Origin of the sequence: Dietzia sp. ANT_WB102 (genome assembly GCF_008369165.1) — a bacterium.
Lineage (GTDB): Bacteria > Actinomycetota > Actinomycetes > Mycobacteriales > Mycobacteriaceae > Dietzia.
On the sequence record NZ_VOBA01000001.1, the window covers coordinates 2,380,915 to 2,405,794 of the forward strand.

Genomic DNA, 24,880 nt, shown 5'->3' on the forward strand with positions numbered 1-24,880 from the left:
GAGTCGAGTATGTACCGGCGCCGAACGCCCACCCCGGCTCGCTAGGGTGGGGGACATGGTTTCCGAGAGCACGCGCGACATCACCCCCCGTACGGTCCTCGTGACCGGAGGTAACCGCGGGATCGGGCGGGCGGTGGCTGAGCGTCTCCACTCCGACGGCCACCGGGTGGCCGTCACCCACCGCGGATCCGGTGCACCCGACGGCCTTTTCGGGGTGCAGTGTGACGTCACCGATCCCGCCTCGGTTGACTCCGCCTTCACCGCCGTCGAGGCGGAGTTCGGACCCGTCGAGGTCGTCGTGTCCAATGCCGGCATCACCGAGGACACCCTGCTCATGCGGATGAAGGACGAGCAGTTCACCAGCGTGCTGGACGCCAATCTCGCCGGCGCGTTCCGCGTGGCCAAGCGGGCCTCCCGAGGAATGCTGCGGGCAAGGTTCGGTCGCTTGATCTTCATCGGCTCGGTGGTGGGCCAGTCCGGTACCGCGGGCCAGGTGAACTACGCCTCCTCCAAGGCCGGGCTTATCGGCATGGCGCGCTCGCTCACCCGCGAACTCGGATCGCGCAGCATCACCGCGAACGTCGTGGCCCCGGGATTCATCGATACGGATATGACCTCTGCGCTGGACGACAAGACGCAGGAGCAGGCCATCGCGGCGATCCCGCTCGGACGTAAGGGGTCGGCCGACGATGTGGCCGGTGTGGTGAGTTTCCTCGCCGGCGACGATGCCGGTTACATCTCCGGGGCCGTGATCCCGGTCGACGGCGGAATGGGAATGGGGCACTGATATGAGCGAGACCGACACGGGCGCGACAGTGGAGGGCGGCACCGGGTTGCTGTCCGGTAAGACGATCCTCGTCACAGGCGTCATCACCGACGCGTCCATCGCGTTCCACATCGCAAAGCACTGCCAACTTCACGGCGCGCGGGTCATCCTCACCGCGTTCGGCCGTCCCACACTGGTCAAAGCCATCTCCAAGCGCCTGCCCGAACACCCGCCGGTGATCGAGCTCGACGTCCAGAACGAGGAGGACCTGGCGGCATTGTCCGACCGAGTGCGGGAGCACACCGACTCGCTTGACGGGGTGGTCCATTCGATCGGGTTCGCTCCGCCCAGCTGTCTCGGTGATCCCTTCCTCGACGCGCCGTGGAAGGACGTGGCAGTGGCGCTCGAGGTCTCCGCCTACTCCTACGCCGCGCTCGCAAAGGCTGTGCGTCCCCTCCTGGGTCGCGGCGGGTCGATCATCGGCCTCGACTTCGACCCCCGATTCTCCATGCCGTTCTACAACTGGATGTCGGTCGCCAAGAATGCCCTCGAGGCGGTCAACCGCTATGTCGCCCGCGAACTGGGGCCCGAGGGGATCCGCTCGAACCTCATCGCGGCCGGGCCCGTGAAGACCCTCGCAGCCAAGGCGATCGCCGGGGACGCACTCGGCCCCGGTGGCGAGCTCGACCAGATGCAGGACGAGTGGGACAGGCGGGCGCCGCTGGGCTGGGATGTCGACGACCCCACCGCGGTCGCGACGACAGCAGTCGCGCTGCTCTCTGACCTCATGGCCGCCACGACAGGCACGGTCATCTACGCGGACGGCGGCGCCGGCACCGTCTCCTTCAGCGGACAGGAGAAGTGACATGACCGGATCGACGGACGACACCGGGCAGCAGGTGGACGCACTGCTCGTGCTCTCCTTTGGCGGGCCCGAGGGGCAGGAGGACGTGATCCCCTTCCTCGAGAACGTCACCCGGGGCCGAGGGATCCCGCGGGAGCGACTGGAGGAGGTGGCCACCCACTACCGCCATCTCGGTGGCCGCAGCCCCATCAACGACCTCAACCGGGAGATCATCACCAATGTGGAGGCCGAACTGGCCCGCCGAGGACGCGACCTGCCTGTCTACTTCGGTAACCGCAACTGGATGCCGATGGTCGAGGACACCGTGCGTCAGATGGTGGCCGACGGCGTGCGCACCGCCGCCGTATTCGCGACGTCGGCCTGGGGCGGGTACTCGGGCTGCGCCCAGTATCAGGAGGACATCGCCAGGGCCCGGGACCAGGTCGAGGGAGCGCCGACCATGGTGCGGCTCCGTCAGTTCTACGACCACCCATTGTTCGTGCAACGGTTCGCGACCGATCTCAAGGCGGCGGTCGCCTCCGCCGCCCCGGGGGCTCGGGTGATCTTCACGGCCCACTCCGTCCCGAATGCCGCAGACGAGACCGCGGGCCCGCCGGCCCTCGGCGGCCGCCTCTACAGCCGTCAGGTCGCCGAGGCGTCGCGACTGGTTGCAGCAGCGGCCGGCGTTGAGGACTACGACCTGGTGTGGCAGTCCCGCTCCGGCCCGCCGAGCGTGCCGTGGCTGGAACCGGATGTAGTGGACCATGTGAGCGACCTGGCATCGACGAAGGAGGTCCGAGACGTCGTGGTGGTTCCCATCGGGTTCATCTCCGACCACGTCGAAGTGATCTGGGACCTGGACACCGAACTGGTCGACGAAGTCCGCGAACTCGGTGTGACGGTGACCCGCTGTGCGACTCCCGGACCGAGTCCGGAGTTCGCCGGCATGATCCTCGAACTGCTCGACGAGGTCGAGTCGGGCACCCCGCAGGAGCGTCCCGGTAGCGTCCCCGCTCTGGGGCGCAACCGCGACGGTTCGCGCTGCGCGATCGGCTGCTGCGCGCGCTAGATTTCCGCTCGGGCTAGATCTCTCTCAGGGCCGCCTCGCCGGCCGCGGCCACCGCGGACCGGCGGGCCGCGTCTTTCACCGCGACGAGACGACGAAGTACCGGCTCGCGCGCAGCGGGGTCGACGCCGACCTCCGGCTGTGCCAGAGCGACCGAGATGATCGCCTCGACCCGGTCGATCCTGTCCACCAACTCGAGAACCCTGGACGGGAGCCCCTCGGGTAGGCGAGTCGCATGGGCAGGGATGTCGACGGGGGCTGCAGCGTCGGCACGCACCGCGCTCCGTTCGATGAGTTCGGCGGCCTCCACGACGGCCCGCCCCAGATCGGCCAGCGCCTCCGAGGGGCCGGGCGGCTGCGGCGGGACGGGGCAGTCCTGCACACCGCGGGCCCGCCACCGGAGCACGTCCGGGTGCGGCCGGACGCAGGTGAGACACACGGCCGTCCGCGAGTCCGGGTCGCGGACGAGGAGGCCCCATCCAGCGTCGGCCACGTCCGCTCGGACGGCGGGGACCGGCGGCAGGCTTGAGGAGTCCCCGGGCGCCATCGTCAACAGCGACAGCGCCTCCGGGGCCGGGTGCGCACGCCCGGCTCGACGCAGCGCGGTCACGAGACCGGGCAGCAGGCCCGCGGGGCCAGCGACGGGGGAGACCTCGGCGATCATCGGCACCGACTCGCCGACGATCTCCAGGAGGTGGGACTGGGCCAGTCCGGAGACGTACTCCGTCAGTACGTCGAACGGCTGATCCGCCCACGCGGTGCGCAGCAGGTGCAGCGGCATCGGCCACGCAGGGGAGAGCGCCGTACTGCGGGTGAGGGGTCGGGACATGACGATCAATCCTACCGACGGTGTGCCGCGGTCACCCCCGGTGAGGCGGCGGCTACCGTGTCTTGCCATGGCTGACATGTACGGCTCCGACATCCTGTCCGGGACGGCCCGGCGTCGACGACCGGAGATCCCGGTCGTCGACGCCGAACGCGATCTGGTGGTGGAGGACGCCGAGTCCGGGTTTTGCGGGGCCGTGGTGGGGTTCGACAGGTCGTACGACGGCGAGTTCGTCAAACTCGAGGACAGGCGGGGCCGGGTGCGTCTCTTCGCGATGACCCCCTCGGCGTTCCTCATCGACGGTTCTCCGGTCACCCTGCGCAAGCCGGCGCCGGTCGCGCAACGGGGACCCGCGATCACCGCGTCGGGGTCGCGGAAGGTCGAGGGGTTGCGCGCTCGTACTGCCCGGGCGGGCCGGATCTGGGTTGAGGGCATCCACGACGCGGCCCTGGTCGAGAAGATCTGGGGTCACGACCTGCGGGTCGAGGGCGTGGTCGTCGAGCCGCTGCACGGGATCGACGACCTGCACTCTCTGGTCACCCAATTCGGTCCCACCCGCCAGGCGCGCCTGGGGGTCCTGGTGGACCACCTCGTCAAGGACAGTAAGGAATCTCGGATCGTCGCCGGGCTCGGGGAGAACGTCCTGGTGACCGGTCACCCGTACGTGGATATCTGGCAGGCGGTCAAGCCCTCCGCTGTGGGTATTGACGAATGGCCGGTGGTGCCTCGCGGGGAGGACTGGAAGACGGGGATCTGCCAGCGACTGGGCTGGGGCGAGCCAGCGGACGGTTTCCGCCGCGTCTTGTCCTCGGTGAGTTCCTACCGGGACATCGAGCCGGCCCTGCTTGGCGCGGTGGAGAGACTGGTCGACTTCGTCACCGAACCGGCCTGACCGGCAGCTTGGCGTCGAGGACCATCCCCACCAGGCCGACCGCGGCGAAACCGCCGGTGGCCCACAGTGCGGCCACGCCGTCGCCCTCGGTCAGCGAATGCCCCAGGAGGACCGCGGCCACTGTCCCCGGCGCACTGCCGATGAGTGTGGCCAGCAGGAACTGCGGGTAGGGGATCGAAGTCAGTGGGGCGGCGTAGTTAACCACCGAGAACGGCACCGCAGGTACCAGTCGCAGGCTGCCGACCGACAGCCACCCTCGCCGGCGCAGTCTCGCGTCAATTGAGGCCACCCGCGGATCCGCCCGGAGCGCTGCGGTCCGCTCGTGTCCGAGGCGCCGGATCCCGACAAACGCGAGCGTTGCGGCAACGCCGGTAGCCACGAGCGAGCATGGGATGGCCACGGCCGGGGTGAACAGGACCGCCGCCGAATAGGTGAACGTGGACCGGGGGACCGGCGTGACGGTGACAACCGCGTAGGCCGTGAAGAACGCGACCGGGAACCATGGCCCGAGATGTGCCGCCCAGTCGCGGAGTTGTTCCAATCCGGGGGTCGGCACGAGGGTCGCCACGATGATCACCAGCACCACAGCTGCCGCCCACGCCGTCACCCGGTTCCGCACTGGGACGACTGTAGTCGCCGTCGCTGGTGACGACTTCCCCCACAAGTCCCCCTCGGCACACGGGCGTGTTTCGGGCGCTCCGCGGGCTGGACTAGAGTCCGGGGGTGACCCCCTTCACTCCACAAGAGAACGAGGTACCGGTGACCAGTCCGACCACAGGTCCAGACCTTCACTCCTGGTACGCCTCTGTGGGAGCCGTCCTCGCGAAGGCCGCCCGCAAGGATCCCGCCGACATGCCGGAGGACGCGTGGCGTGCCCTCGTCGCCACCACTCGGGACGGCATCGATATCAACCCGCTGTACACGCGGGAGGACGAGATCGCTGAGCGCCCCGCGCCCGGCCAGTTCCCGTTTGTCCGCGGCGGGGACCGGTCGGGACTGCCGGAGAGCGGCTGGCACGTCAGCTCGCGGGTCGAGGTCGCGGGCGAGGTCTCCGAGGCCAATACCGAGATACTGGACCTGCTGAACCAGGGCGTCTCTGCACTGTGGCTCACCGCCGGGGCCACCGATCTGGCTGCTGTCCTGAAGGACGTCTACCTGGATCTGGCTCCGGTCACGTTCGACTCCGGCGCTGACCTGACCGAGGTCGCAGAGGCTTTCCTCGCCCTGCTCGATGAGCGCCGCTCCGCCGGCGACGGGGTCACCAACCGCGCCGCCGTCATCGCCGATCTGGGCGCGTCGCCCGTGACCTCCGCGTACGCGGGGGCGGACTCGATCGGACTCGACGCCGCGGTCCGGCTCGCGGCGCGGGTGTCGGAGCGGGAGGAGACAATCCGGACCTTCGTCGCCGACGGCACGGTCTTCCACGCCGACGGCGCCGGAGACGCCCAGGAGCTGGCGTATTCCGTCGCGGCAGGTCTGGAGTACGTGCGAGCGCTGATCTCCGCGGGATTGTCCGCCGAGGCCGCACTCGGCCAGGTCTCATTCCGGCTCGCCGCGACCGACGACCAGTTCGCCTCGATCGCCAAGTTCCGTGCCGGCAGGCTCATCTGGGCCCGGGTCGCCGAACTCCTCGGCGCCCCCGAGGCCGGAGGGGCACCTCAGCACGCGGTCACCTCGTCCGCAATGATGTCGCGCCGCGACCCCTGGGTGAACATGCTCCGCACCACCCTCGCCGCGTTCGGTGCTGGTGTCGGCGGCGCCACCACGGTGACGGTCCTCCCGTTCGACGCCTCGGTGCCGGGCGGGCTCGAGAACACGTCCCGCGCCTTCGCCGCGCGTATCGCCCGCAACACGCAACTCCTGCTGCTCGAGGAGTCCCATCTCGGTCACGTCGTGGATCCGGCCGGTGGCTCCTGGTACGTCGAATCGCTCACCGACTCACTCGCCGACGCCGCGTGGTCTGCGCTGCAGACGATCGAGGCCGAGGGCGGCCTGATCGCCGCGATCGAGGCGGGTACCGTCGCCGAGGCCATCGCCCGGGTGCGCCAGGCTCGCGACGCTGACATCGCCCACCGCACAGCCCCGATCACGGGCGTATCCGAGTTCCCCAATCTCGACGAGCAGGCCCTTGACGCGTCCCGCCGCGGTGGCGACACCTACCGCTATGGCCGCGCATTCGAGGACCTGAGGGACCGGTCTGACGCCCACCTGGAAGCCACCGGCGCCCGCCCGACCATCCTCATCGCGGGTCTCGGCCCGCAGGCCGAAACGACGCCCCGGGTGACGTTCGTGGCCAACCTGCTCGCCGCGGGCGGCATCGAGGCACGCAATCCGGGAGTCACCGAAGCCGGACAGTACGCCGGGGCCGCAGAGGGTGAGCAGATCGCCGTGCTCTGCGGCGCGGACAAGCGCTATGCAACCGAGGGGGCCGACGCCGTCCGCGCCCTCCGGGACGCCGGGATGTCGAAGGTGTACCTCGCCGGCAATGAGAAGGGCTTCCCCGCGGACGCGACCGACCGTCCGGACGGATACTTGGCCCTCGGCATGGACGCCGTCACCGCCCTGACCACCCTTCTCGACCAGCTGGAAGTGAAGTGACATGACGACCTTCCCCGATTTCAGTACCGCTCCACTCCGCTCCGCCGACAACTCGGACACCAGAGCCGAAGCGGTGGCGGTCGAGCACGGCCTCGCCGCCGACGCCCATTGGGAGACGCCGGAGGGTATCAACGTCAAGCGCGTCTACACCAAGGTCGACCGTGACGCCGTCGAGGCGGGCACCGCCCCGACGGACGACGGCGAGGAGGTCACCCCGTTCCCGTTGGACACGGTGCCGGGTGAAGCGCCCTTCCTCCGCGGGCCCTACCCGTCGATGTATGTCAACCAACCGTGGACCATCCGGCAGTATGCGGGCTTCTCCACAGCGGCAGAGTCCAACGCCTTCTACCGGCGCAACCTCGCCGCCGGACAGAAGGGACTGTCGGTCGCGTTCGACCTCGCGACGCACCGCGGGTACGACTCCGACCACCCGCGCGTCGCGGGTGACGTCGGGATGGCCGGCGTGGCGATCGACTCGATCCTCGACATGCGCGAGTTGTTCGACGGCATCGACCTATCGTCGGTGTCGGTGTCTATGACGATGAACGGCGCAGTCCTGCCGATTCTCGCGTTCTACGTGGTAGCGGCCGAGGAGCAGGGGGTGTCGCCGGAGCAGCTCGCGGGGACCATCCAGAACGACATCCTCAAAGAGTTCATGGTCCGCAACACATACATCTATCCGCCCAAGCCCTCCATGCGGATCATCTCCGACATCTTCGCCTACACATCGCAGAAGATGCCGAGGTTCAACTCGATCTCCATCTCCGGCTACCACATCCAGGAGGCCGGAGCGACTGCCGATCTCGAGCTGGCGTACACGCTGGCCGATGGCGTCGAGTATCTCCGCGCAGGCCTGGACGCGGGGCTGGACATCGACAAGTTCGCCCCACGACTGTCGTTCTTCTGGGCTATCGGCATGAACTTCTCCATGGAGATCGCCAAGCTGCGTGCCGGCCGGCTGCTGTGGAGCGAGCTCGTCGAGAAGTTCGGGCCCAAGAATGCCAAGTCCAAGTCACTGCGGACCCACTCTCAGACCTCGGGCTGGTCCCTCACCGCGCAGGACGTCTTCAACAACGTCGCCCGAACCTGCATCGAGGCCATGGCCTCCACCCAGGGTCACACGCAGTCGCTGCACACCAACGCCCTCGATGAGGCGCTGGCACTTCCCACGGACTTCTCCGCGCGCATCGCCCGCAACACCCAGCTGCTGCTTCAGCAGGAGTCGGGGACCACTCGACCGATCGACCCGTGGGCCGGGTCGTACTACATCGAGTGGCTCACAGCGCAACTCGCCGACAAGGCCCGCCTGCATCTTCTCGAGATCGAGGAGGCCGGCGGGATGGCCCAGGCGATCGGTGAAGGCATCCCCAAGCTACGCATCGAAGAGGCTGCCGCCCGCACTCAGGCACGCATCGACTCGGGCCGCCAGCCCGTGATCGGCGTGAATAAGTACGTCGTGACAGAGGACCAGGAGATCGAGGTCCTCAAGGTCGACAACTCGCGCGTCCGCACCGAGCAGCTGGCCAAGCTGGACAAGCTGCGTGCCGAGCGTGACGAGGACGCCTGCCAGGCCGCCTTGGCGAGACTGACCGAGGCGGCTTCGGGCGGGCCGAGCAGCGATCTCGAGAACAACCTGCTCGCTCTCGCGATCGATGCCGCTCGAGAGCGCGCCAGCATCGGAGAGATCTCCGACGCGCTGGAGAAGGTCTACGGTCGTCACAAGGCCGAGATCAAGACCCTGTCCGGTGTATACCGGCAGGAAGTCACCAAGGAGGGCGCCGTGGACAACGTCACCCGGGCCATGCGGATGGCCGATTCATTCGCCGAGCAGGAGGGGCGCCGTCCCCGCATCCTGCTGGCCAAGATGGGACAGGACGGCCACGATCGCGGCCAGAAGGTCGTGGGAACCGCGTTCGCCGACCTCGGCTTCGACGTCGATATGGGCCCGCTGTTCCAGACGCCGGAGGAAGTGGCTCAGCAGGCCTCCGACGCCGACGTGCACGTAGTCGGCGTCTCGTCCCTGGCCGCCGGTCACCTGACCCTGGTGCCCGCGCTGCGTTCTGCGCTGGCCGAGGTGGGCCGCGAGGACATCATGGTCACCGTCGGCGGCGTCATCCCGCCGGGCGACTTCCAGGAGCTCTACGACGCCGGCGCCGCTGCGATATACCCCCCAGGCACCGTGATCGCGGAGGCCGCGATCGGACTCCTCGACGCCCTGGCCAACGAGCTCGGCCACGACCTGTCGTCGGCCGCCCAGGGTGAGGGGGCCGACGCGGAGGTGACGTCCTGACCCGCCCCGGCTCCGGACCCGACCCCGCCGGGTCGGGCAACCTGTCGGGCAGTCTGTCGACGACGGCCGGCACCGGCACGGTGCGCGGCCCGGTGCCCTCGGCCACCGGGCGGCGTCCGCGTCGCGAGATCGACGTCGATGCTCTGCTCGCCGGAGTCCTCGAAGACCGCCGCCCAATCCTGGCACGGGCGATCACGCTGTTGGAGTCCACGAACCCGGCGCACCGCGAGAAGGCCCAGCAACTCCTCCTGGGCGCGCTACCCCACGCCGGCGGGGCTCTGCGGGTCGGCATCACCGGGGTGCCGGGGGTCGGCAAGTCGACGTTCATCGAGTCCTTCGGGCTGTTTCTGGTTGAGCAGGGCCACAAAGTCGCGGTCCTCGCCGTCGACCCGTCGTCCACCCGCACCGGCGGCTCGATCCTCGGCGACAAGACCCGAATGGCCACCCTGTCCACCGAACCGAGGGCGTATATTCGCCCCTCACCCACGTCAGGCACTCTCGGTGGCGTCGCCAAGGCCACTCGGGAGTCGATGGTCCTGCTGGAGGCCGCAGGCTTCGACGTGATCCTCGTGGAAACAGTCGGCGTCGGTCAGTCCGAGGTGACGGTTGCCGGGATGGTCGACTGCTTCACCTTCCTCACCCTCGCTCGCACCGGGGATCAGCTGCAGGGAATCAAGAAGGGCGTTCTCGAGCTGGCGGACGTCGTCGCCGTCAACAAGGCCGACGGGCCGCATGTCAAGGACGCCGCCCGGGCCGCCCGTGAGCTCGGGGCCGCGTTGCGACTGGTGCGCCCTTCGGACGCGGTGTGGAAGGTGCCCGTCCTGACCATGTCGGGGCTGGAGGGCGACGGCCTGGACCGCTTCTGGGACGCCGTCCGCTCGCACCAGGACACGATGGCGGAGATCGGTGAGGTGGAGGCCCGGCGGGCGCGTCAGCAGGTCGACTGGACGTGGTCGATGGTCCACGACACCCTGATGGCCCGGTTGGCCGCCGACCCGGACGTTCGACATATCGCACCGCAGGTCGAGCGCCAGGTCCGAGAGGGAACTCTGACCGCGGCATTGGCAGCTCAGGCGATCATAGACGCGTTCGATTCCTGACCCACCCGTGTGGAGTCACTCCGTCAGCGTCGCCCGGGAGCGTTCCTGAGGAAACGCTGCACGCAGTGACTCCACGCCGGGCGCCCTAAACGCCGCGCAACTGCAGTGCCGCGCGACTGCAGTGCAGGGCGCCCGAAACACCCCGTGCGTCTGACGTAGCGGGAGTGAAACAGCGGGAGCACACCGAGCGCCAGAGAGCGCCAGACCCGTGTCGGCGCAGGGTCTCACCGCTTACGCAGGACGAACCCGACTGCGCTCATGTGCTCGTCGTGGGTGACGAAGGTCTTGCGCATCGCGAGCACGCGCGCGCAGGCGTCGGCATCGCGCATCAGGTTCCGGACGATCCGCGACACACCGGCGACACCCTCGTCGGCGAGCATGCGCATGGGCTTGAGCAGGGACATCGGACGAAGCTCGGTGCTCTCCACCTCGAAACCGGCGTCGTCGAACAGCTGCGTCCACTCCGCCACTGTGAGAGGCCGGGCGTTCACGCGGATCGAGCGGGCGAGATCTTTGCGGATGCTCGTCTTCACCTCGCCGTCCAGGGTGTCGGGGACCAGGCACAGTTCGTGGACCAGGTACCGACCACCCGGTCCGAGCACCCGACCCGCCTCCGCGACGATCTGCTTCTTGGCGGAGTCACCCTGCATGGTGAGCATCGCCTCGCCCACGATGATGTCGGCCGAAGCGGTTTCCAGCCCGGTCTCCTGGGCGGTCGCCACCACCAGGTCACCCCGTCCGTCGATGGCGTCACGGGTGACTGCCACCGCCTCGGGATCCGAGTCCACGCCCATGTAGGACGCCGGACCCTCGTCCAGCAGAAGTCTCGCCGTCAGCCCGAGCCCGGGTGCGAACTCCACCACGCGCTTGCCGGCCACCGTCGTCGCCGAGACGAGCCATTTCGACAGCTCCTTGCCTCCGGGACGCAGGACTTTCTTGCCGATACGCGCGAGGAGCCAGTGACCGGCGACGGACTCGGTATCGCGCTCATGCTGGGGGAGCGGGGTGATGGTCATGGTGGGTTTCCTCCGGGCCGGCAGTACGGCACCGGCGCCGCGCCGGCAACTAACGTTTAGGCAAGCCTATCCTATATTCCGGCTAGGGAACAGCCGGTGCAGCGGCGGAAATTCGGACTGTCGTCGTCCTGAATTCGACTCGATCCATCGGAGTTCATCGACGTTCGAGAGCCCGACGCGCGGGCTGCTCCAGCCAGCGATAGCTAGCCGATCCAGCCGCCAGCGACCCCGCAACGGTCACCGGCCAGATGACGCCCATCCGCCGGTCCCAGAGCTGGGTACGGGTGAGCGGGAAGGCCCCGATCAGGACCAGCTGGTGCCACAGGAAAATTCCATACGACCACGTACCGACCTTCTGAAGCGGGGCTGACTCCAGCACAGGGAACCTCGTGCCCTCCGGGGCAAGGACTACGGGGGCCAGAACAAGGAAGGCCATCGTCCCCGCGAGACCGGTACGGGCCGCGAACTCGATCGGACCCGGATGGATGAAGCCCTCAGAGAACCATGCGGGGACCGTAGTGGCGAGAAGCGTCGCGCTGCCGGCAACCCACCATCCCCACTTCGAGAGCTGATCCCGACACATTCGGGCGAGGGTACCGGGAGGTGCGGTGGCCAACTCTGCCAGCAGCATTCCCGCGGCGAACCACGCAGCGAACGACGGCGGAAGGATCTGGACGTTGAGACCGGCCGGCAGCAGGCCGAGGGCGTGCCACGGAATCAACGGGAACACCAGACCTGAGGCCCCGAAAGCGGCGATCGCCGGGATCCGCCATCGCGCCGCGCCGCCGCGCAGCTCCTTCATTGCTGTCCACAGCAGCGGGAAGACGAGGTAGTACGCCATCTCGACCGCCAGCGACCACGCGTGGGTCAGCCCCGCGACGAGGAAGTTCGAGGTATAGATCTGCGTGAGAGTGAGGTTCGCGATCCACGACGCCGGGCCGTTGACGTGGTTCTGCTCGAGCACCAGCATCGCGGCGGCGACCAACACCGCGTAGGCCGGCATGATCCGCACCAGGCGAGAGCGGAGGTACTCGCGGGTCGGACGGGCGGTCGCGGGTTCGTCGCGTCGAGCGTGGGCGGCATGTGCTCGCCACAACAGGAAGCCGGACTTGGCGAAGAACACCGCAACGGCCAGGTCGAGTCGGCCGAATAGGCGCTTGACGGGAGAGCCGGTGGACGAACGGGTGACAAAAGCGACGTGGGTGGTCAGGACCCCCACTGCCGCGAGACCGCGGATCCCCTCGAGAGCGGGCACAAATCCCCGGGCCCCGGCAAGCCTGGGCTGCGCAGAGTCCGCAGACGGGTCCGTGGCGGCAGAGAACCCCCAGACCGGTCCGCGCGCGGGGGCCGCACCTGCGGACGATCCGGCGCGGAATGTTGCCGCGGGCACGGCTATCTCGCGCCGCTGCCGGACCCGGCGCCGCACTGTCTCTCGGGCATTGACCACCGCAGCCCTCACAGTGGCCACCAGTGGCTCGGCCTCCCCGGCGGCTACCCCGGAGCGGCGAGTGGAGATCCCCGCCGCGATCGCTCCACCCGCGACGACAATCAGGGCGGCAGCGACAGACCTCATGGACTCTCCCGGGGCGGTGAAGTGGGATGACGGTGTCGTCCGGACGGGTCAACGAGCCGCCCGGCACATCCGGAGCAGCCTAACACCGGTTCTAGTTTCGTCCCGCGACCGCCCGCGTGACCGGCTCAAACGCGCAGATCCCTGATGGCAAACTGAGTGCATCCACCCTCAGTCGGGCGTGCACCGGTCAGCCTGGGGGGCCCGCCAACGAGACGATTGCCGCACAGATCTCGTCGAGTACGGCATCCGCGCCGCCGGGCACCACCACGTCGGACGCGATCCGCGCGTTGTCCACCACGCCCCGCTGCCCGCGCACATCTGCCACCGTCATCCCTCGGGTGTGTTCACCCGCGCACTCGACTCGCAAGTGCGCCTTCTCCCAGACCACGACTTCCGGGTGCAGCGCCATCCACGCGACGAACGGGTCATGAACCTGGGCCACGTACCCCTCTCCGACGGAGGCGTGGAACTCGAAGTAGAACCGCAGGGCGTCCACCAACCGATGGGTCAACGGGGAGTCCGATACCTCGAGCAACCGCCGCGACCGCTCCGGGGTCCACACCGCGTGCTCGGTCAGGTCCAGACCGCACCACAGCGGAGCCATGACCACAGGATCGGCGACGATCGCGTCCTCCCACACCTGGCACACCCGGTCGGCGGCCTCAGGGTCGACGTCGACGTTCCATTCACTGACGGGCGTGGTGTTGCCCGGGTGCCCGCGAAAGGTCCCGCCCATCACCACCAACCGGCCTAGCAGGCGGGGGAGCGCGGGATCGAGCGCCACCGCACGGGCCAGCGTGGACGACGGACCGGTCACTATCCCCACGAGCTCACCCGGATGCGCGCGGGCCGCGTCCACCCAGAGTCGCGCACCGTCGCGAGGATCGGCACCCCTCGTCGTCGTCAGCTCCGCGTGCCCGGCCCCACGGGGGCCGTGTGTCTCCGGGGTTAGCGCGTGGGGAACGGCGATCGGGCCGGAAGCGCCGGCGGCCACCGGGAGTTCCGGGGAGCCGGCCAGCTCCAACCAGGCCAGTGCGTTGGCTACGGTGTCGTCCAGGCTGGCATTACCTGCCGTGCATACGAGCCCGGCCAGGTCGATCCGTCCGGCGCGGTGCTCGGCCACCAGATAGGTGATCGCTAAGGCGTCGTCGATGCCGGGGTCGCAGTCCAGCAGCACCGGGGTCCGGCTCACCCGACACGCCTCCGACCGGCGCCGCGCGCAGAGCCGACACCGACGGTCACCACGGGCTGGGGTGGAAATCCTTGAGGAAGCAACCGTAGAGGTCCTCTCCGGCCTCCCCGCGAACGATCGGGTCGACCACGCGCGCGGCGCCGTCAACGAGATCCAGGGGCGCGTGGAAGCCCTCCTCGTGGAGCCGGACCTTGGTCACGTGCGGGCGTTCGTCGGTGATCCACCCGGTGTCCACCGCGGTCATAAGGATGCCGTGCTCGGTGAACATCTCCTCGGCGGAGGTGCGAGTGAGCATGTTGAGGCCCGCCTTGGCCATGTTGGTGTGCGGGTGGCCGGCGCCCTTGTAGCGGCGCGAGAACTGACCCTCCATGGCGGAGACGTTGACCACGTACTTGCGGCGCGCCTTCGAGGCCGCCATGGCCGGGCGGAGGCGCGAGACGAGGATGAACGGCGCTACCGAGTTGGCGAGCTGCACCTCGAGCATCTCCATCGGCTCAACCTGCTCGACGGTGGCGACCCAGCTGTTGTGGTCCACCACGTCCGGCAGTAGCCCGCCTGCGTCGATGGCGGTGCCGGCGGCCATCCGTTCTAGAGACGCCGAGCCGGCCTGCAGCGCAAGCGTCGCGATGTGGTCGGCTTCGCGCTCCGCCTCGTCCGTCCCGATGAGAGCGGACTCGCCGCCCATGAGTGCAGCCGGGTGCAACTCGGAGGTGCGGCCCATGGTGACCATGGGGATGTCTGCGGCGCGCCCCGTGATCGGCGCGGATTCGCCCTCGACGAGCCCGGAGTACGAACCGGGGGACCGACGCACGGTCTGGGCGGCGTTGTTGATGAGGATGTCCAGCGGGCCGGCGGCAGCCACCTCGTCGGCCAGGGCCACCACCTGGGCAGGGTCTCGCAGATCCACACCGATCACGTGCACGCGATTGGCCCAGTCGGGGTAATCGTCCATCGACGCAAAGCGACGGACGGCGTCCCGGGGGAAACGGGTGGTGATGGTGACGTCGGCGCCCGCCCGCAGGAGCATCAGTGCGATGTACATGCCGATCTTCGCGCGGCCCCCAGTGAGCAGGGCTCGGCGGCCACGCAGATCCATCTCGGGGTCCCGCCTGGCGCGGTTGAGTGCCGCACACCTCGGGCACAACTGGTGATAGAAGGCGTCGACCTGCGTGAACCGCTGCTTGCAGACGTAACAAGCCATCGCGCGTTGGAGGTGGCCGGCGACGGCGCCCGGCGCGTTGGAGACCAGTCGGATGCCGGCGGTCTCGTCGTCGATCCGGGTCGGCGATCCGGTGGCGGTGGCCTCGATGACCGCCTTGTCCGCTTCCTGCCGGGCACGACGCACCTCGGAGCGGCGCGCCTTCTTGAGGAGCTTGAACATGTGTCCCACCGACCGCTGCACCCGAACCGAGTCGGGATGATCCTCGCCGAGTTCGGCGGCCTGGTCGAGGACACGCAGGCAGGTCTCGAGGTCTTCTGGGTCGATGCCGGTCACCCCGATACGGTACGACGACGAGGGGGTCCGTCCCTAAACCGTCCGCCCCCGCAGGGTGGACGTACTACTTCCACGGCGGTATTCGGGTGGACAACGCTCAGGTACGACCGAGGTCCCTACGGCCGAACCCCGAGAAGCCCACCACCAGCATCAAGGCGGTGATGAGACAGACCCAGATCAGTCCACCCAGATCTGCGGCACCGCCCGCGACCGACGGCACGTGCCAGAACGGGCTGATCGCCAGGAACACGTCGGGGAGCTTGAAGGTGGGCCCGAGAAGAGTCAGCGCGAAAGATGCCAGCACGCCCACCCACGCGGCGGGACTGAGGCGTGGGCGCGCACCGACAACTGCGACCGAGACCGCGACGACGGTCCACACCGCGGGGACGGTGGCGGCTGCCTGCGCCATCACGCGCGCAAACGTCACCCCGATACCGGAAGCGGTTGCAAGGGTCGCGATCAGCAGGCCTGCGATAAGGACGTAAAGGGTCGGAGCGGCGAAGGCCAGCACGACGTTCCCCGCGTAGTACCTGCGGCGGGAAACCGCGCCGGCCAGTACTGGTTCCACCCGGTTATCCATCTCCTCGGAGCGGACACTGAGCATGATCTGAACACCCGGGACGGCAGCGATGATCCCGACGAACCCGAGGATCGTCACGAGGAACCGTGAGACCAGGTCGTCCGGGGTGGCCGCTCCCGCGGCGAGGATCGCGGTGACCGCCGAGTCCTCACGCAGGATGTCGTGGATGGAGGTAGCGAAGAATCCGAACACCAGCCCGAGCGCTACAAACGCGACGCTCCACGTCACGATGGCGCCTCGGTTGAGGCGGAGCGCGAGCCGCCACGTCGATCTGACGCGCCCGCGATCCGGACCGGGCCGCGGCGCCACGACTCCCTGTCCGAAGTCACGACGGGCCTGCAAGACGAACGCGACTACGAGACACACACAGACGAGCAATACGGCACAGAACAGCGGCCACCAGCGGTCACCGGTCGCCGGTCGAGTCTCCGTGATCCACCCCAAGGGGTTGACCCACACCGACCATCCGGGGGCGTGCAGCGAGTACGCCACGGCGCGGAGGAGGAAGAGGACCCCTAGAGCCCCCACGGCGAGCGAATGCGCGGTTCGGGCGTCGTAACCGAGTTGAGCGGTAACGGCCGACAAGCCTGCGAACATCCAGCCGGAGGCAGTGAAGGTGGCGCCCAACAGCAGCGAGGCCTGCCAGCCTCCACCGCAGAAGCCGGTGACGACACCCGCGACGACACCGACGGCGAGGGAGCCGAGCAGTGCCAGCCCCACACCTGCGAGCAGACGACTCGATCGTCCGAGCACGCCGGAGGCCAGGAGTTCGGCCTGTCCCGAATCCTCCTGGCCGCGAGTGGAGCGGATGACGGTGTTGATCGCGCCTAATGCGGTGAAGAAGCCCGCGAGCGAAAGCGAGCGCCAGGCGTTGAACCCGTCCACGGTCGACAGATCAAACGCGGGGCCAAAGACGATTCCGAGTGCAGGATTGGCGCTCACGGCGGTGGCAAAGGCGAGTCGTTCCTGCGTCTCGGGGAACAGCCACGGGTAGACGAGGACCGACGACGCGGACAATGCCGTCGCGATGAGGATCCACGGCGCGAAGCGGTGTCCCTCGTGCCGGAGCGACGCCCGCAGCAGAGTACCGATGCCGGCGAGAGGAGCGGTCATTAGGTCACCTGGCTGCGGGTCTCGGACCCGTACAACTGCAGGAACAACGATTCGAGCGACGGGGGTTCGACCGTCAACGACGAAAGACCATAAGGGACCAGGAGCTCCATCGCCTCCCCGATCCTGTCGGCCTCGGTCGTGGCGTTGAGTTGGTGGCCGTCCACATGTACGTCAGACAGCGAGCCCAACGCACCGGGACCGGGGAGGCGCTCGAGGGTCGCGACGATCGAGGTGCGGGCGTCGCCTCGAAGCTCAGTCAGGGTGCCCGTCCGGACGATCCTGCCGTCGCGGATGATCGAGATCCGATCAGCCAACGTCTCCACCTCGGCCAGTATGTGGCTCGACAGCAATACTGATGTGCCGCATGACACCGCCTCGGAGATCACGTCCTGGAACACTCTCTCCATCAGCGGGTCGAGCCCACTCGTGGGCTCGTCGAGAATCAGAAGTTCGACGTCCGAGGCCAACGCGGCAATGATGGCGACCTTCTGCCGGTTGCCCTTCGAGTACTGGCGACCACGCTTGGACGGGTCCAGCTGGAAACGTTCGATGAGCTCTTCCCGCCGCGCTTCGTCGAGGCCACCACGCAGCGACCCGAGCAGGTCGATTGCTTCGCCGCCACTCATCCCGGGCCACAGGGAGACGTCGCCGGGAACGTAGGCCAGACGGCGGTGCAGAGCCACGACGTCCCGCCAGGGATCGCCGCCCAGCACAGTCGCCGTTCCACCGTCAGCTCGCAGCAAGCCCAGCAGAACGCGGATGGTGGTGGACTTGCCGGCCCCGTTTGGCCCGAGAAACCCGTGCACCCGGCCCTTCTCCACCCGTAAGTCGACTCCGTCAAGGGCCCGGAGTCTCCCGAAGGACTTCATCAGTCCCCGCACGTCGATCACGTCGTTCGTCGTCATCATTCGTACCCCGCCGTCACTCCGTGCGGCCGACTACACCGTGGTTGTATTCCAGGGCGGGGGCGAGCCACTCCGACAGTCCCGCATCGCTGTCCAGCGCGACGGCCGAGACGCTGATCCAACCCGGGCCCATGGTCCGCCCGGCACCCATCTCGGCACGGGTCGCACCGGGGCGACGGAGAAGCTCGCCTTCGTGTTCTGCGGCAACGCGGAGCAGTATTCCGCCGTCGCGCCCCGCGCTCACGAGGATCTTGCCAGCGACCATGAAGCAGTGACCGCCGAACATCGATACCTCGCGGGTAACCGTCTCGTCCGCGAGATGATCGCGCAGGCGGTCGATGAGGCGCTGCTGGGCGGGGGGAGTCGGTGTCCTGGCCATCGGGGAACCTTCCCTCGAAACGAGAGCGGGCCCCGGATCCTAGCGGATCCGAGGCCCTTCTACTGTCTCGACACAGTGTGCGCGAGGGGGGACTTGAACCCCCACGTCCGTTAATAGGACACTAGCACCTCAAGCTAGCGCGTCTGCCATTCCGCCACTCGCGCTCGCACACTGGTGACCTTTGCCGGTTGTGACCGGCTTGGTCGTGCGAGGAATGACACTAGTCGATGCCCGAACCGCGGGCCAAATCGGGGTCCCCTCGCAGCCCACGCCGCCCGGTCATCGCTGGTAGACAGGGATGTGACCGGCTGGAGGATTACTCCACACCGCCCCGATCGCAGGAGGATGACGATGACCGACTTCCGTGTGCCCGACCCATACGCCGCACTCCCGGAACTACCGGCCTTGAAGGTGACAAGCGAGTCGTTCACCGAGGGTGCCACCCTGTCCGCCGCGCAGCTCGGTGGGAAGATGGGCGTCGAGGGAGGCCAGGACAAGTCTCCGCAGGTGAGCTGGAACGCTGGCCCAGAGGGCACCAAGAGCTACGTGGTGACCGTCTTCGATCCGGACGCCCCCACCGCGTCGGGTTTCTGGCACTGGTCTGTCGCCAACATCCCGGCGGACGTCACCGCTCTGCCCGAGGGGGCGTGCACCGGCGACGACACCTCAGGACTCCCCGAGGGCGCCGTCGTGGTCCGCAACGACGCGGGCTTCAAGGGCTTCGTGGGCGCCGCCCCGCCGGCCGATCACGGGCCGCACCGCTACATCCTCGCCGTCCATGCGGTGAGCGACCAGATCGACCTGGGTGAAGACGCCTCGTGCGCGTTCGTCGGGTTCAACTTGTTCAGCCAGGGTCTGGCCCGCGGCACCGTGACGGGGATCTACGAGCAGTAGGGCCTAGCGCACCGCAGAGCCGACCGCCGCCGCCAGGGACTGGAACCCACCCTGGCGGAGGCGCTTGGCCACCAAACGGTTGGTACCGCGCAGGAGCGTCGGTCCGGTGAAGATGAACCCGGTGTAGGTCTGGACAAGGTTCGCGCCGTGGGTGATGCGGTCCCACACGTCCTCTGGCGTCTCGATCCCCCCGACCGAGATGATTACGATACGGCCACCGGCGCGACGGTGGATTCGCGCGAGGACCTCGCGCGAGCGGGCGGCGACTGGGGCACCGGAGATTCCCCCGGCGCCCAACGCCTCCACCGTGGCGGCAGGGGTCCGTAGGCCGCCTCGCGAGATGGTCGTGTTGGTGGCGACGATGCCCGCCAGCCCGAGCTCCACCACGAGGTCCGTCACAGCGTCGATGTCCGCGTCGTCCAGATCGGGCGCGATCTTCACTAGAACGGGAATCGTGGCCACGTCACGCACCGCCGCAAGGATGGGCTGGAGTGACTCGACGGTCTGCAGATCCCTCAAGCCCGGCGTGTTGGGGGAACTGACGTTGACGACGAGGTAGTCGGCCAGTCCGGTGAGCATCGTCGCCGACGCCACATAGTCACGAACCGCGTCCTCAGCGGGTACGACCTTCGTCTTGCCTATGTTGATCCCCACGGGGTCACTGCTGCGACGTCGGCGGAGGTTGTTGGCGGCGTTACCAGCCCCATGGTTGTTGAACCCCATTCGGTTGAGGATCGCCCGGTCCTCCACCAGTCGGAACAACCGCGGGGTGGGGTTGCCAGGCTGAGGAGAGGCGGTCACGGTCCCGACCTCACTGAAACCGAAACCGATCGCGCCCCACGAGTCCACGGCTGCGGCGTTCTTGTCGAACCCGGCCGCCAACCCTAGGGGGCCGGGGAAGGTCCGACCGAGCACCTGCTGGGCGAGTACCGGGTCACGCACCCCCAGGATCCTGCGCGCCACGGCGCCCAATGGGGGAATCAGAGTCAGGAGCTTGAGCAGGCCGAACACCAGATGATGGATCCGCTCAGCGGGAAAGCGGAACAGCACCTTCTTGAGCAGTGCGTACACGGTCCTCCTCGGTGGACGTCCCAGCTGGGACGTGGGTCGTCGTGACGATCAGTTCGCGGGCTCGGTGAGGGTAGGTCGGATGAGGTGCAGGCCTTCCCCGTCCGCGGAACCCACCACCACCGTGCCGGAATCGGTGACCGCCAGAGAATCTGGTTGGCGCACCGTCGGAATGTCCGCGCGCTGGATACCGACGCCGTCGCCGAGATCGTACGCCTGGACGGTGTTCGTTCCGGTGGAGGTAACCCACACGAGTCCCCGGGACGCGTCCGCCGCCACCGCCCACGGGGCCGCGGCGACGGGGAACTGCTGGTGCAGCCGGACCGGCGAGGTCGAATACACCAGCAGGGTCCCACCAACGGTGTCGCTGGCGACCACGGACTCCCTGCCGAACCCCGCGAGTTGCCCTGCGCCCGTGCCAGCGCGCAGGAGGGGACCCGCGATGTCCTTCTCGAGATCGATGGTCGCTATCACGGTGTCGGGTCGACTCAGGGCCGTCACCGAACCGTCCTCGTCGACGATGATCCGGTCCACCGAGGTCAGGCCGCCGATCCGGCGCTGCTCCGTGCCGTCGGCATCACGCACAACGACCTCACCCTCAGGGGTGCCGGTCAACAACCGACCCTCGGTGGTCACCGCTGCCGCAGTCACCTGGCCCAGTCCGGCGAGATCGCGGACCTGCCCGGTGGCAGACAGCAGGACCACCCCGTCGGAGTAGGGGACCACCACGGTGCCGTCGTACGCGGCCGAGGCCTCACCCGCTCCTGCGGGCAGGGGCACGGAGTCCTCTGCCACCCAGCGGGTGGCGTCGACGCGGCCGATCTCCAGCGACGGCGGGAGATCAACCTGCGCGATGACCCGGTCACCCACCGCGACCAGGGAGCGGACCGAACCGGGGACCGGGACCACCTCGCCCCCGACCGGGCCAGAGACCTGCGGCGACTCCGCGGGAGAGGCATTGCCCTGGGTGACCCGATTCTGATCATCCAGCTCGGCGGTGGGCGAGGAGCAGGCGGTCAATCCGATCGCCAGGGCAATCAAAGCGGCGGGCACGCCGGAACGGCGGAGGACACGTCGGTGCACGTTGTTCCTTTCGACTTCCGCCATTGTCCACCACCCGGGTGCTCAGTCGCCGTTCAGGCCCGAGCAACTACTCTCGCGGCGTGCGGTGACGCGACCTGCGTCCGATCCGCCGAAACCCGAGAGGAACCCACGCCCGTGAACACATTGGTCCTCGCCGCGCCAGGTGTGGAAGGGATGTCCTGGCTGCAGGTCGTCGTCCTGTCCGCGATCCAGGGACTCACCGAGTTCCTCCCCGTGTCCTCGTCCGGGCACCTGCGAATCTTCTCCACCTGGTTCTTCGGAGAGGACGCCGGCGCGTCGTTTACGGCCGTGGTCCAGCTCGGCACCGAGGCCGCCGTCCTCGTGTTCTTCTTCAAGGACATCGTGCGCATCCTCGTCGCCTGGTTCCGGGGCGTATTCGACGCCGGGCATCGTCATGATCCCGACTACCGGCTCGGGTGGTTCGTCATCGTGGGGTCGGCCCCCATCGCCCTCATCGGATTCGTCGGCAAGGACTTCATCCGCGACGCCGCGCGCAACCTCTGGATCACCGCGATCGTGCTCGTCGTGTTCTCGTTCGTTTTCCTGCTCGCCGAGAAGTTGGGCAGGCAGGACCGCCCCGTTGACGCGAAGTCACTCGACGGACTGACGATGAAAGACACGATCGTCATGGGGCTGGCCCAGTGCTTGGCCCTCATCCCGGGAGTGAGCCGCTCCGGAGGAACGATCTCCGCCGGACTCTTCCTCAACATGTCGCGTGAGGCCGCGGCACGGTTCTCGTTCCTGCTGGCGATTCCCGCCGTCCTTGCCTCGGGCCTGTTCAGCCTCCCCGACGCGTTCGCGCCGTCCGTGGGTCAGTCCGCGAGTGGGATCCAGCTCCTTGTAGGGTCCGCGATCGCGTTCGTCATCGGGTACGCGGCCATCGCCTGGCTGCTGAAGTTCGTTCAGAACCATTCGCTGGCCTGGTTCGCGGGCTACCGCGTCATTCTCGGAGCCCTGGTCATGATCCTGCTCGGCACTGGGACCATCCCGGCTACCTGACCGGGGTCACCGTCCGAACAGCGGCCCGTGACCGGCACGGCCCGTCGTCGGTAATCTTCCGGTATGACCGTCATCCTGCTCCGGCACGGCCGTTCCACCGCAAACACAGCTCTCACGTTGGCCGGTCGAACCCCGGGGGTCAGCCTCGACGACACCGGCCACGCCCAGGCCGCAGAGCTGTGCCGGCGGCTCGGGGACCTGCCCGTCGAGGCGGTCGTTCGCTCGCCGCTGATGCGGTGCCGCCAGACTGTCGAACCTCTGGCCGGGACGTTGGGGGTGGACCCAGTGATCGATGATGCTCTCGTGGAGGTCGACTACGGCGCCTGGACGGGTCGGCCACTCAAGGATCTCGCCACGGAGGAGCTGTGGTCGGTGGTCCAGCAGCATCCCTCGTCGGCCGTATTCCCGGAGGGGGAGTCGCTTGCCGACATGGCGGGTAGGGCGGTGACCTCCATCCGTCGACATGACCGACGACTCGCCGAGGACGCGGGCCGCGACGTGCTGTGGGTGGCGTGTAGCCACGGCGACGTCATCAAGGCGGTACTCGCGGACGCCTACGGTATGCACCTCGATCAGTTCCAGCGGATCGTGGTAGAGACTGCGTCGGTGTCCGTGGTGCGCTACACACCCCACCGGCCATTCGTGCTCCGGGTCAACGACACCGGCGGTGACCTGACCAGCCTGCGGGGGGACCCGGCCGGCCGGGTCGGAGACGCCACGAAGGGGCACGCCAGCTCGGACGCCGTCCCCGGAGGGAACGTAGCCTGATGATCCGAATCACCACTCACCCCATGAGGAGACCACCGGCATGAGCAGGGCAGTGCACGAGTTCCGCGATCCGACCCGGTTCGTGGTAGGCACGGTCGGCCAGCCGGGCGAGCGGGTCTTCTTCGTCCAGGCCACCGAGTCGGGTCGGACCATCTCCGTACGGTGCGAGAAGCAGCAGGCCCAGATCCTCTCAGAGCGGATGGGCGACCTGCTCGACGAGATCGCAGCCAAGTCCGACATTCCGGTTCCGCCCGCCGGCGGGGTTGTCGACGACCTGGACCCGCTGGAGATGCCCGTGGACGCTGAGTTCCAGGTGGGAACCATGGGGCTGGGCTGGGACGGTGAACACAGCAAGGTCGTGGTGGAGTTGTTGGCCATGGACCCGTCCGCCACCGACGAGTCGGTGGTGCTGTCGGACGCCGAGGATGCCCCGGATGCCCTGCGCGTCTTCCTCACCCCGCAGCGAGCCCGTCAGTTCGTGCTGCGCAGCGAGCGGGTCGTCTCCGCCGGCCGTGCCCCGTGCCCGCTGTGCGGCGAACCTATCGACACCACCGGCCACCTGTGCGTCCGCCTCAACGGTTATCTCCCGCGGTCCGGTGAAGCGCTCACCGAGCTTATCGACCCGTGACCACCCGCCCGGTTAGTCCTGAACTCACCGTGCTGTACCGGATCCCGTCCGGTAGCAACGCGGTCTACCACTGCGTGGACGCTTGGGGGGACAGCTGGGTCTACAAGCCATCGGCGGGGGAGCGGCCGCTGTTGGATTTCCCCGACGGCAGCCTCGCTGCGCGGGAAATCGCCGCGCACGCGGTGTCGGAGGCACTCGGGTGGGGTCTCGTGCCGCAAACCGTTGCGGCGCACGGCCCGGGTGGGCCGGGCATGGCCCAGCGGTGGATCGCCGAGGTAGATCGGGAGCAGCGCCCCGGGCACGATCCCGTCGACGTCCACCCCGCCGATGCCGTCCCAGGGAACCGGGCTGTGGTGCTGCGCGGGGAGGGTGACCGGGGGGAGGAGGTGGTGGTCGCCCACGACACCGATGACCGACTGCGACGCATCGCGCTGTTCGATCTTGTGGTCAACAATGCCGACCGCAAGGGCGGGCACGTCCTGGTTGACTCGGAGGGGGTCGTCTGGGCGATCGACCACGGGCTGTCCTTTCACACCGCGCCCAAGTTACGCACGGTCCTGTGGGGGTGGGCGGGTCACAGCTTCACCGACGACGAGGTTGCGGGCTTAGAACGACTCCGCGGCGAACTGGCGGAAGACGGCGACCTCACCGAGGCGCTGTCTGACCTGCTCTCCTCCACAGAGGTCGAGGCTCTCTCCGAGCGCGTCGTCGCCCTGCTCGCCAGCCGGGTCTTCCCCGTCCCCGGGCCCGGCTACCCCTTACCCTGGCCGCTCTTCTGACCGCG

General features: G+C 68.4%; 23 protein-coding genes and 1 tRNA gene. 12 read left to right on the plus strand and 12 right to left on the minus strand.

The window, feature by feature from the left end; translation table 11 throughout:
- Positions 1-55: 55 nt before the first annotated feature.
- From fabG1 to FQ137_RS10975, 3 genes are read left to right on the plus strand one after another with little or no spacing between them, the layout of a single operon-like run.
- Positions 56-787, plus strand: coding sequence for a 3-oxoacyl-ACP reductase FabG1 (gene fabG1, locus FQ137_RS10965; protein WP_149292408.1), 732 nt, complete (start codon positions 56-58; stop codon positions 785-787).
- Position 788: 1 nt separating this feature from the next.
- Complete coding sequence (gene inhA, locus FQ137_RS10970; RefSeq protein WP_149292409.1) at positions 789-1,631, plus strand: NADH-dependent enoyl-ACP reductase InhA; 843 nt, start codon at positions 789-791, stop codon at positions 1,629-1,631.
- A 1-nt stretch (position 1,632) separates the two neighbouring features.
- The gene (locus tag FQ137_RS10975; RefSeq protein WP_149292410.1) at positions 1,633-2,679 is read left to right on the plus strand and encodes a ferrochelatase; all 1,047 of its coding nucleotides are present in this window, start codon (positions 1,633-1,635) and stop codon (positions 2,677-2,679) included.
- Between the two features lie 13 nt (positions 2,680-2,692).
- On the opposite strand, the gene FQ137_RS10980 is transcribed toward FQ137_RS10975, so the two are convergent.
- Positions 2,693-3,505, minus strand: a complete 813-nt coding sequence (locus FQ137_RS10980) for a hypothetical protein (RefSeq protein WP_149292411.1) — start codon at positions 3,503-3,505, stop codon at positions 2,693-2,695.
- A gap of 67 nt (positions 3,506-3,572) precedes the next feature.
- On the opposite strand from FQ137_RS10980, the gene FQ137_RS10985 reads away from it, so the two are divergent.
- Positions 3,573-4,394, plus strand: a complete 822-nt coding sequence (locus FQ137_RS10985; RefSeq protein ID WP_188064904.1) for a DUF3097 domain-containing protein — start codon at positions 3,573-3,575, stop codon at positions 4,392-4,394.
- Here the strand turns inward: FQ137_RS10985 and FQ137_RS10990 are convergent.
- The gene (locus FQ137_RS10990; protein WP_255584010.1) at positions 4,378-5,013 is read right to left on the minus strand and encodes a TVP38/TMEM64 family protein; all 636 of its coding nucleotides are present in this window, start codon (positions 5,011-5,013) and stop codon (positions 4,378-4,380) included. The two genes, FQ137_RS10985 and FQ137_RS10990, sit on opposite strands and share 17 nt — an antisense overlap.
- A 140-nt stretch (positions 5,014-5,153) precedes the next feature.
- On the opposite strand from FQ137_RS10990, the gene FQ137_RS10995 reads away from it, so the two are divergent.
- From FQ137_RS10995 to meaB, 3 genes are all read left to right on the plus strand, one after another.
- On the plus strand, positions 5,154-6,992 hold the full coding sequence (locus FQ137_RS10995) for a methylmalonyl-CoA mutase family protein (RefSeq protein WP_223146516.1): 1,839 nt from the start codon (positions 5,154-5,156) through the stop codon (positions 6,990-6,992).
- 1 nt (position 6,993) lies between these two features.
- Positions 6,994-9,282, plus strand: coding sequence for a methylmalonyl-CoA mutase (gene scpA, locus FQ137_RS11000; RefSeq protein ID WP_149292412.1), 2,289 nt, complete (start codon positions 6,994-6,996; stop codon positions 9,280-9,282).
- A gap of 92 nt (positions 9,283-9,374) precedes the next feature.
- A complete protein-coding gene (gene meaB / locus FQ137_RS11005) occupies positions 9,375-10,382 on the plus strand; it encodes a methylmalonyl Co-A mutase-associated GTPase MeaB (RefSeq protein ID WP_188064906.1) in 1,008 nt (335 codons plus the stop codon).
- Between the two features lie 224 nt (positions 10,383-10,606).
- On the opposite strand, the gene FQ137_RS11010 is transcribed toward meaB, so the two are convergent.
- The 8 genes from FQ137_RS11010 to FQ137_RS11045 form a co-directional block, all read right to left on the minus strand.
- Complete coding sequence (locus tag FQ137_RS11010; protein WP_149292414.1) at positions 10,607-11,398, minus strand: class I SAM-dependent methyltransferase; 792 nt, start codon at positions 11,396-11,398, stop codon at positions 10,607-10,609.
- A 154-nt stretch (positions 11,399-11,552) separates the two neighbouring features.
- Positions 11,553-12,971: an acyltransferase gene (locus tag FQ137_RS11015; protein WP_149292415.1), complete on the minus strand. Its 1,419-nt coding sequence runs from the start codon at positions 12,969-12,971 to the stop codon at positions 11,553-11,555.
- Between the two features lie 187 nt (positions 12,972-13,158).
- On the minus strand, positions 13,159-14,163 hold the full coding sequence (locus FQ137_RS11020) for a nucleoside hydrolase (RefSeq protein WP_149292416.1): 1,005 nt from the start codon (positions 14,161-14,163) through the stop codon (positions 13,159-13,161).
- Between the two features lie 46 nt (positions 14,164-14,209).
- Positions 14,210-15,658: an SDR family NAD(P)-dependent oxidoreductase gene (locus tag FQ137_RS11025; protein WP_149292417.1), complete on the minus strand. Its 1,449-nt coding sequence runs from the start codon at positions 15,656-15,658 to the stop codon at positions 14,210-14,212.
- A gap of 97 nt (positions 15,659-15,755) precedes the next feature.
- Positions 15,756-17,351, minus strand: coding sequence for an ABC transporter permease (locus FQ137_RS11030; RefSeq protein WP_149292418.1), 1,596 nt, complete (start codon positions 17,349-17,351; stop codon positions 15,756-15,758).
- Positions 17,351-18,256: an ABC transporter ATP-binding protein gene (locus tag FQ137_RS11035; RefSeq protein ID WP_149292419.1), complete on the minus strand. Its 906-nt coding sequence runs from the start codon at positions 18,254-18,256 to the stop codon at positions 17,351-17,353. The genes FQ137_RS11030 and FQ137_RS11035 overlap by 1 nt, the downstream gene beginning before the upstream one ends.
- 16 nt (positions 18,257-18,272) lie before the next feature.
- Positions 18,273-18,635, minus strand: coding sequence for a TfoX/Sxy family protein (locus tag FQ137_RS11040; RefSeq protein WP_149292420.1), 363 nt, complete (start codon positions 18,633-18,635; stop codon positions 18,273-18,275).
- A 78-nt stretch (positions 18,636-18,713) separates the two neighbouring features.
- Positions 18,714-18,799, minus strand: a tRNA-Leu gene (locus FQ137_RS11045).
- Positions 18,800-18,986: 187 nt separating this feature from the next.
- On the opposite strand from FQ137_RS11045, the gene FQ137_RS11050 reads away from it, so the two are divergent.
- The gene (locus FQ137_RS11050) at positions 18,987-19,529 is read left to right on the plus strand and encodes a YbhB/YbcL family Raf kinase inhibitor-like protein (RefSeq protein ID WP_149292421.1); all 543 of its coding nucleotides are present in this window, start codon (positions 18,987-18,989) and stop codon (positions 19,527-19,529) included.
- Between the two features lie 3 nt (positions 19,530-19,532).
- Here the strand turns inward: FQ137_RS11050 and FQ137_RS11055 are convergent, their stop codons facing one another.
- Together FQ137_RS11055 and FQ137_RS11060 are read right to left on the minus strand one after the other, a co-directional pair.
- Complete coding sequence (locus tag FQ137_RS11055; protein ID WP_149292422.1) at positions 19,533-20,600, minus strand: quinone-dependent dihydroorotate dehydrogenase; 1,068 nt, start codon at positions 20,598-20,600, stop codon at positions 19,533-19,535.
- Between the two features lie 48 nt (positions 20,601-20,648).
- Positions 20,649-21,680, minus strand: a complete 1,032-nt coding sequence (locus tag FQ137_RS11060) for a hypothetical protein (protein ID WP_149292423.1) — start codon at positions 21,678-21,680, stop codon at positions 20,649-20,651.
- A gap of 174 nt (positions 21,681-21,854) precedes the next feature.
- Here FQ137_RS11060 and FQ137_RS11065 point away from each other — a divergent pair, with 174 nt between their 5' ends.
- The 4 genes from FQ137_RS11065 to FQ137_RS11080 all read left to right on the plus strand — a co-directional run bounded on the left by FQ137_RS11065 (position 21,855) and on the right by FQ137_RS11080 (position 24,875).
- Positions 21,855-22,700 (plus strand): undecaprenyl-diphosphate phosphatase, encoded by an 846-nt coding sequence (locus FQ137_RS11065; protein WP_149292801.1) that lies wholly within the window; start codon positions 21,855-21,857, stop codon positions 22,698-22,700.
- Positions 22,701-22,763: 63 nt separating this feature from the next.
- Positions 22,764-23,468, plus strand: coding sequence for a histidine phosphatase family protein (locus tag FQ137_RS11070; RefSeq protein ID WP_149292424.1), 705 nt, complete (start codon positions 22,764-22,766; stop codon positions 23,466-23,468).
- A gap of 40 nt (positions 23,469-23,508) precedes the next feature.
- Positions 23,509-24,096, plus strand: coding sequence for a DUF3090 domain-containing protein (locus FQ137_RS11075; RefSeq protein WP_149292425.1), 588 nt, complete (start codon positions 23,509-23,511; stop codon positions 24,094-24,096).
- Complete coding sequence (locus FQ137_RS11080) at positions 24,093-24,875, plus strand: SCO1664 family protein (protein WP_149292426.1); 783 nt, start codon at positions 24,093-24,095, stop codon at positions 24,873-24,875. The genes FQ137_RS11075 and FQ137_RS11080 overlap by 4 nt, the downstream gene beginning before the upstream one ends.
- Positions 24,876-24,880: the final 5 nt, after the last annotated feature.

Excerpts from the sequence above, each read along its gene's own strand:
- FQ137_RS11030 (WP_149292418.1), bottom strand. The coding sequence starts at position 17,351 with ATGACCGCTCCTCTCGCCGGCATCGGTACTCTGCTGCGGGCGTCGCTC.
- FQ137_RS11070 (WP_149292424.1), top strand. The coding sequence starts at position 22,764 with ATGACCGTCATCCTGCTCCGGCACGGCCGTTCCACCGCAAACACAGCT.
- scpA (WP_149292412.1), top strand. The coding sequence starts at position 6,994 with ATGACGACCTTCCCCGATTTCAGTACCGCTCCACTCCGCTCCGCCGAC.
- fabG1 (WP_149292408.1), top strand. The coding sequence starts at position 56 with ATGGTTTCCGAGAGCACGCGCGACATCACCCCCCGTACGGTCCTCGTG.
- FQ137_RS10975 (WP_149292410.1), top strand. The coding sequence starts at position 1,633 with ATGACCGGATCGACGGACGACACCGGGCAGCAGGTGGACGCACTGCTC.
- FQ137_RS11075 (WP_149292425.1), top strand. The coding sequence starts at position 23,509 with ATGAGCAGGGCAGTGCACGAGTTCCGCGATCCGACCCGGTTCGTGGTA.
- FQ137_RS11040 (WP_149292420.1), bottom strand. The coding sequence starts at position 18,635 with ATGGCCAGGACACCGACTCCCCCCGCCCAGCAGCGCCTCATCGACCGC.
- FQ137_RS10985 (WP_188064904.1), top strand. The coding sequence starts at position 3,573 with ATGGCTGACATGTACGGCTCCGACATCCTGTCCGGGACGGCCCGGCGT.
- FQ137_RS10980 (WP_149292411.1), bottom strand. The coding sequence starts at position 3,505 with ATGTCCCGACCCCTCACCCGCAGTACGGCGCTCTCCCCTGCGTGGCCG.
- FQ137_RS11010 (WP_149292414.1), bottom strand. The coding sequence starts at position 11,398 with ATGACCATCACCCCGCTCCCCCAGCATGAGCGCGATACCGAGTCCGTC.
- FQ137_RS11065 (WP_149292801.1), top strand. The coding sequence starts at position 21,855 with ATGTCCTGGCTGCAGGTCGTCGTCCTGTCCGCGATCCAGGGACTCACC.
- FQ137_RS11035 (WP_149292419.1), bottom strand. The coding sequence starts at position 18,256 with ATGACGACGAACGACGTGATCGACGTGCGGGGACTGATGAAGTCCTTC.
- inhA (WP_149292409.1), top strand. The coding sequence starts at position 789 with ATGAGCGAGACCGACACGGGCGCGACAGTGGAGGGCGGCACCGGGTTG.
- FQ137_RS11050 (WP_149292421.1), top strand. The coding sequence starts at position 18,987 with ATGACCGACTTCCGTGTGCCCGACCCATACGCCGCACTCCCGGAACTA.
- FQ137_RS11015 (WP_149292415.1), bottom strand. The coding sequence starts at position 12,971 with ATGAGGTCTGTCGCTGCCGCCCTGATTGTCGTCGCGGGTGGAGCGATC.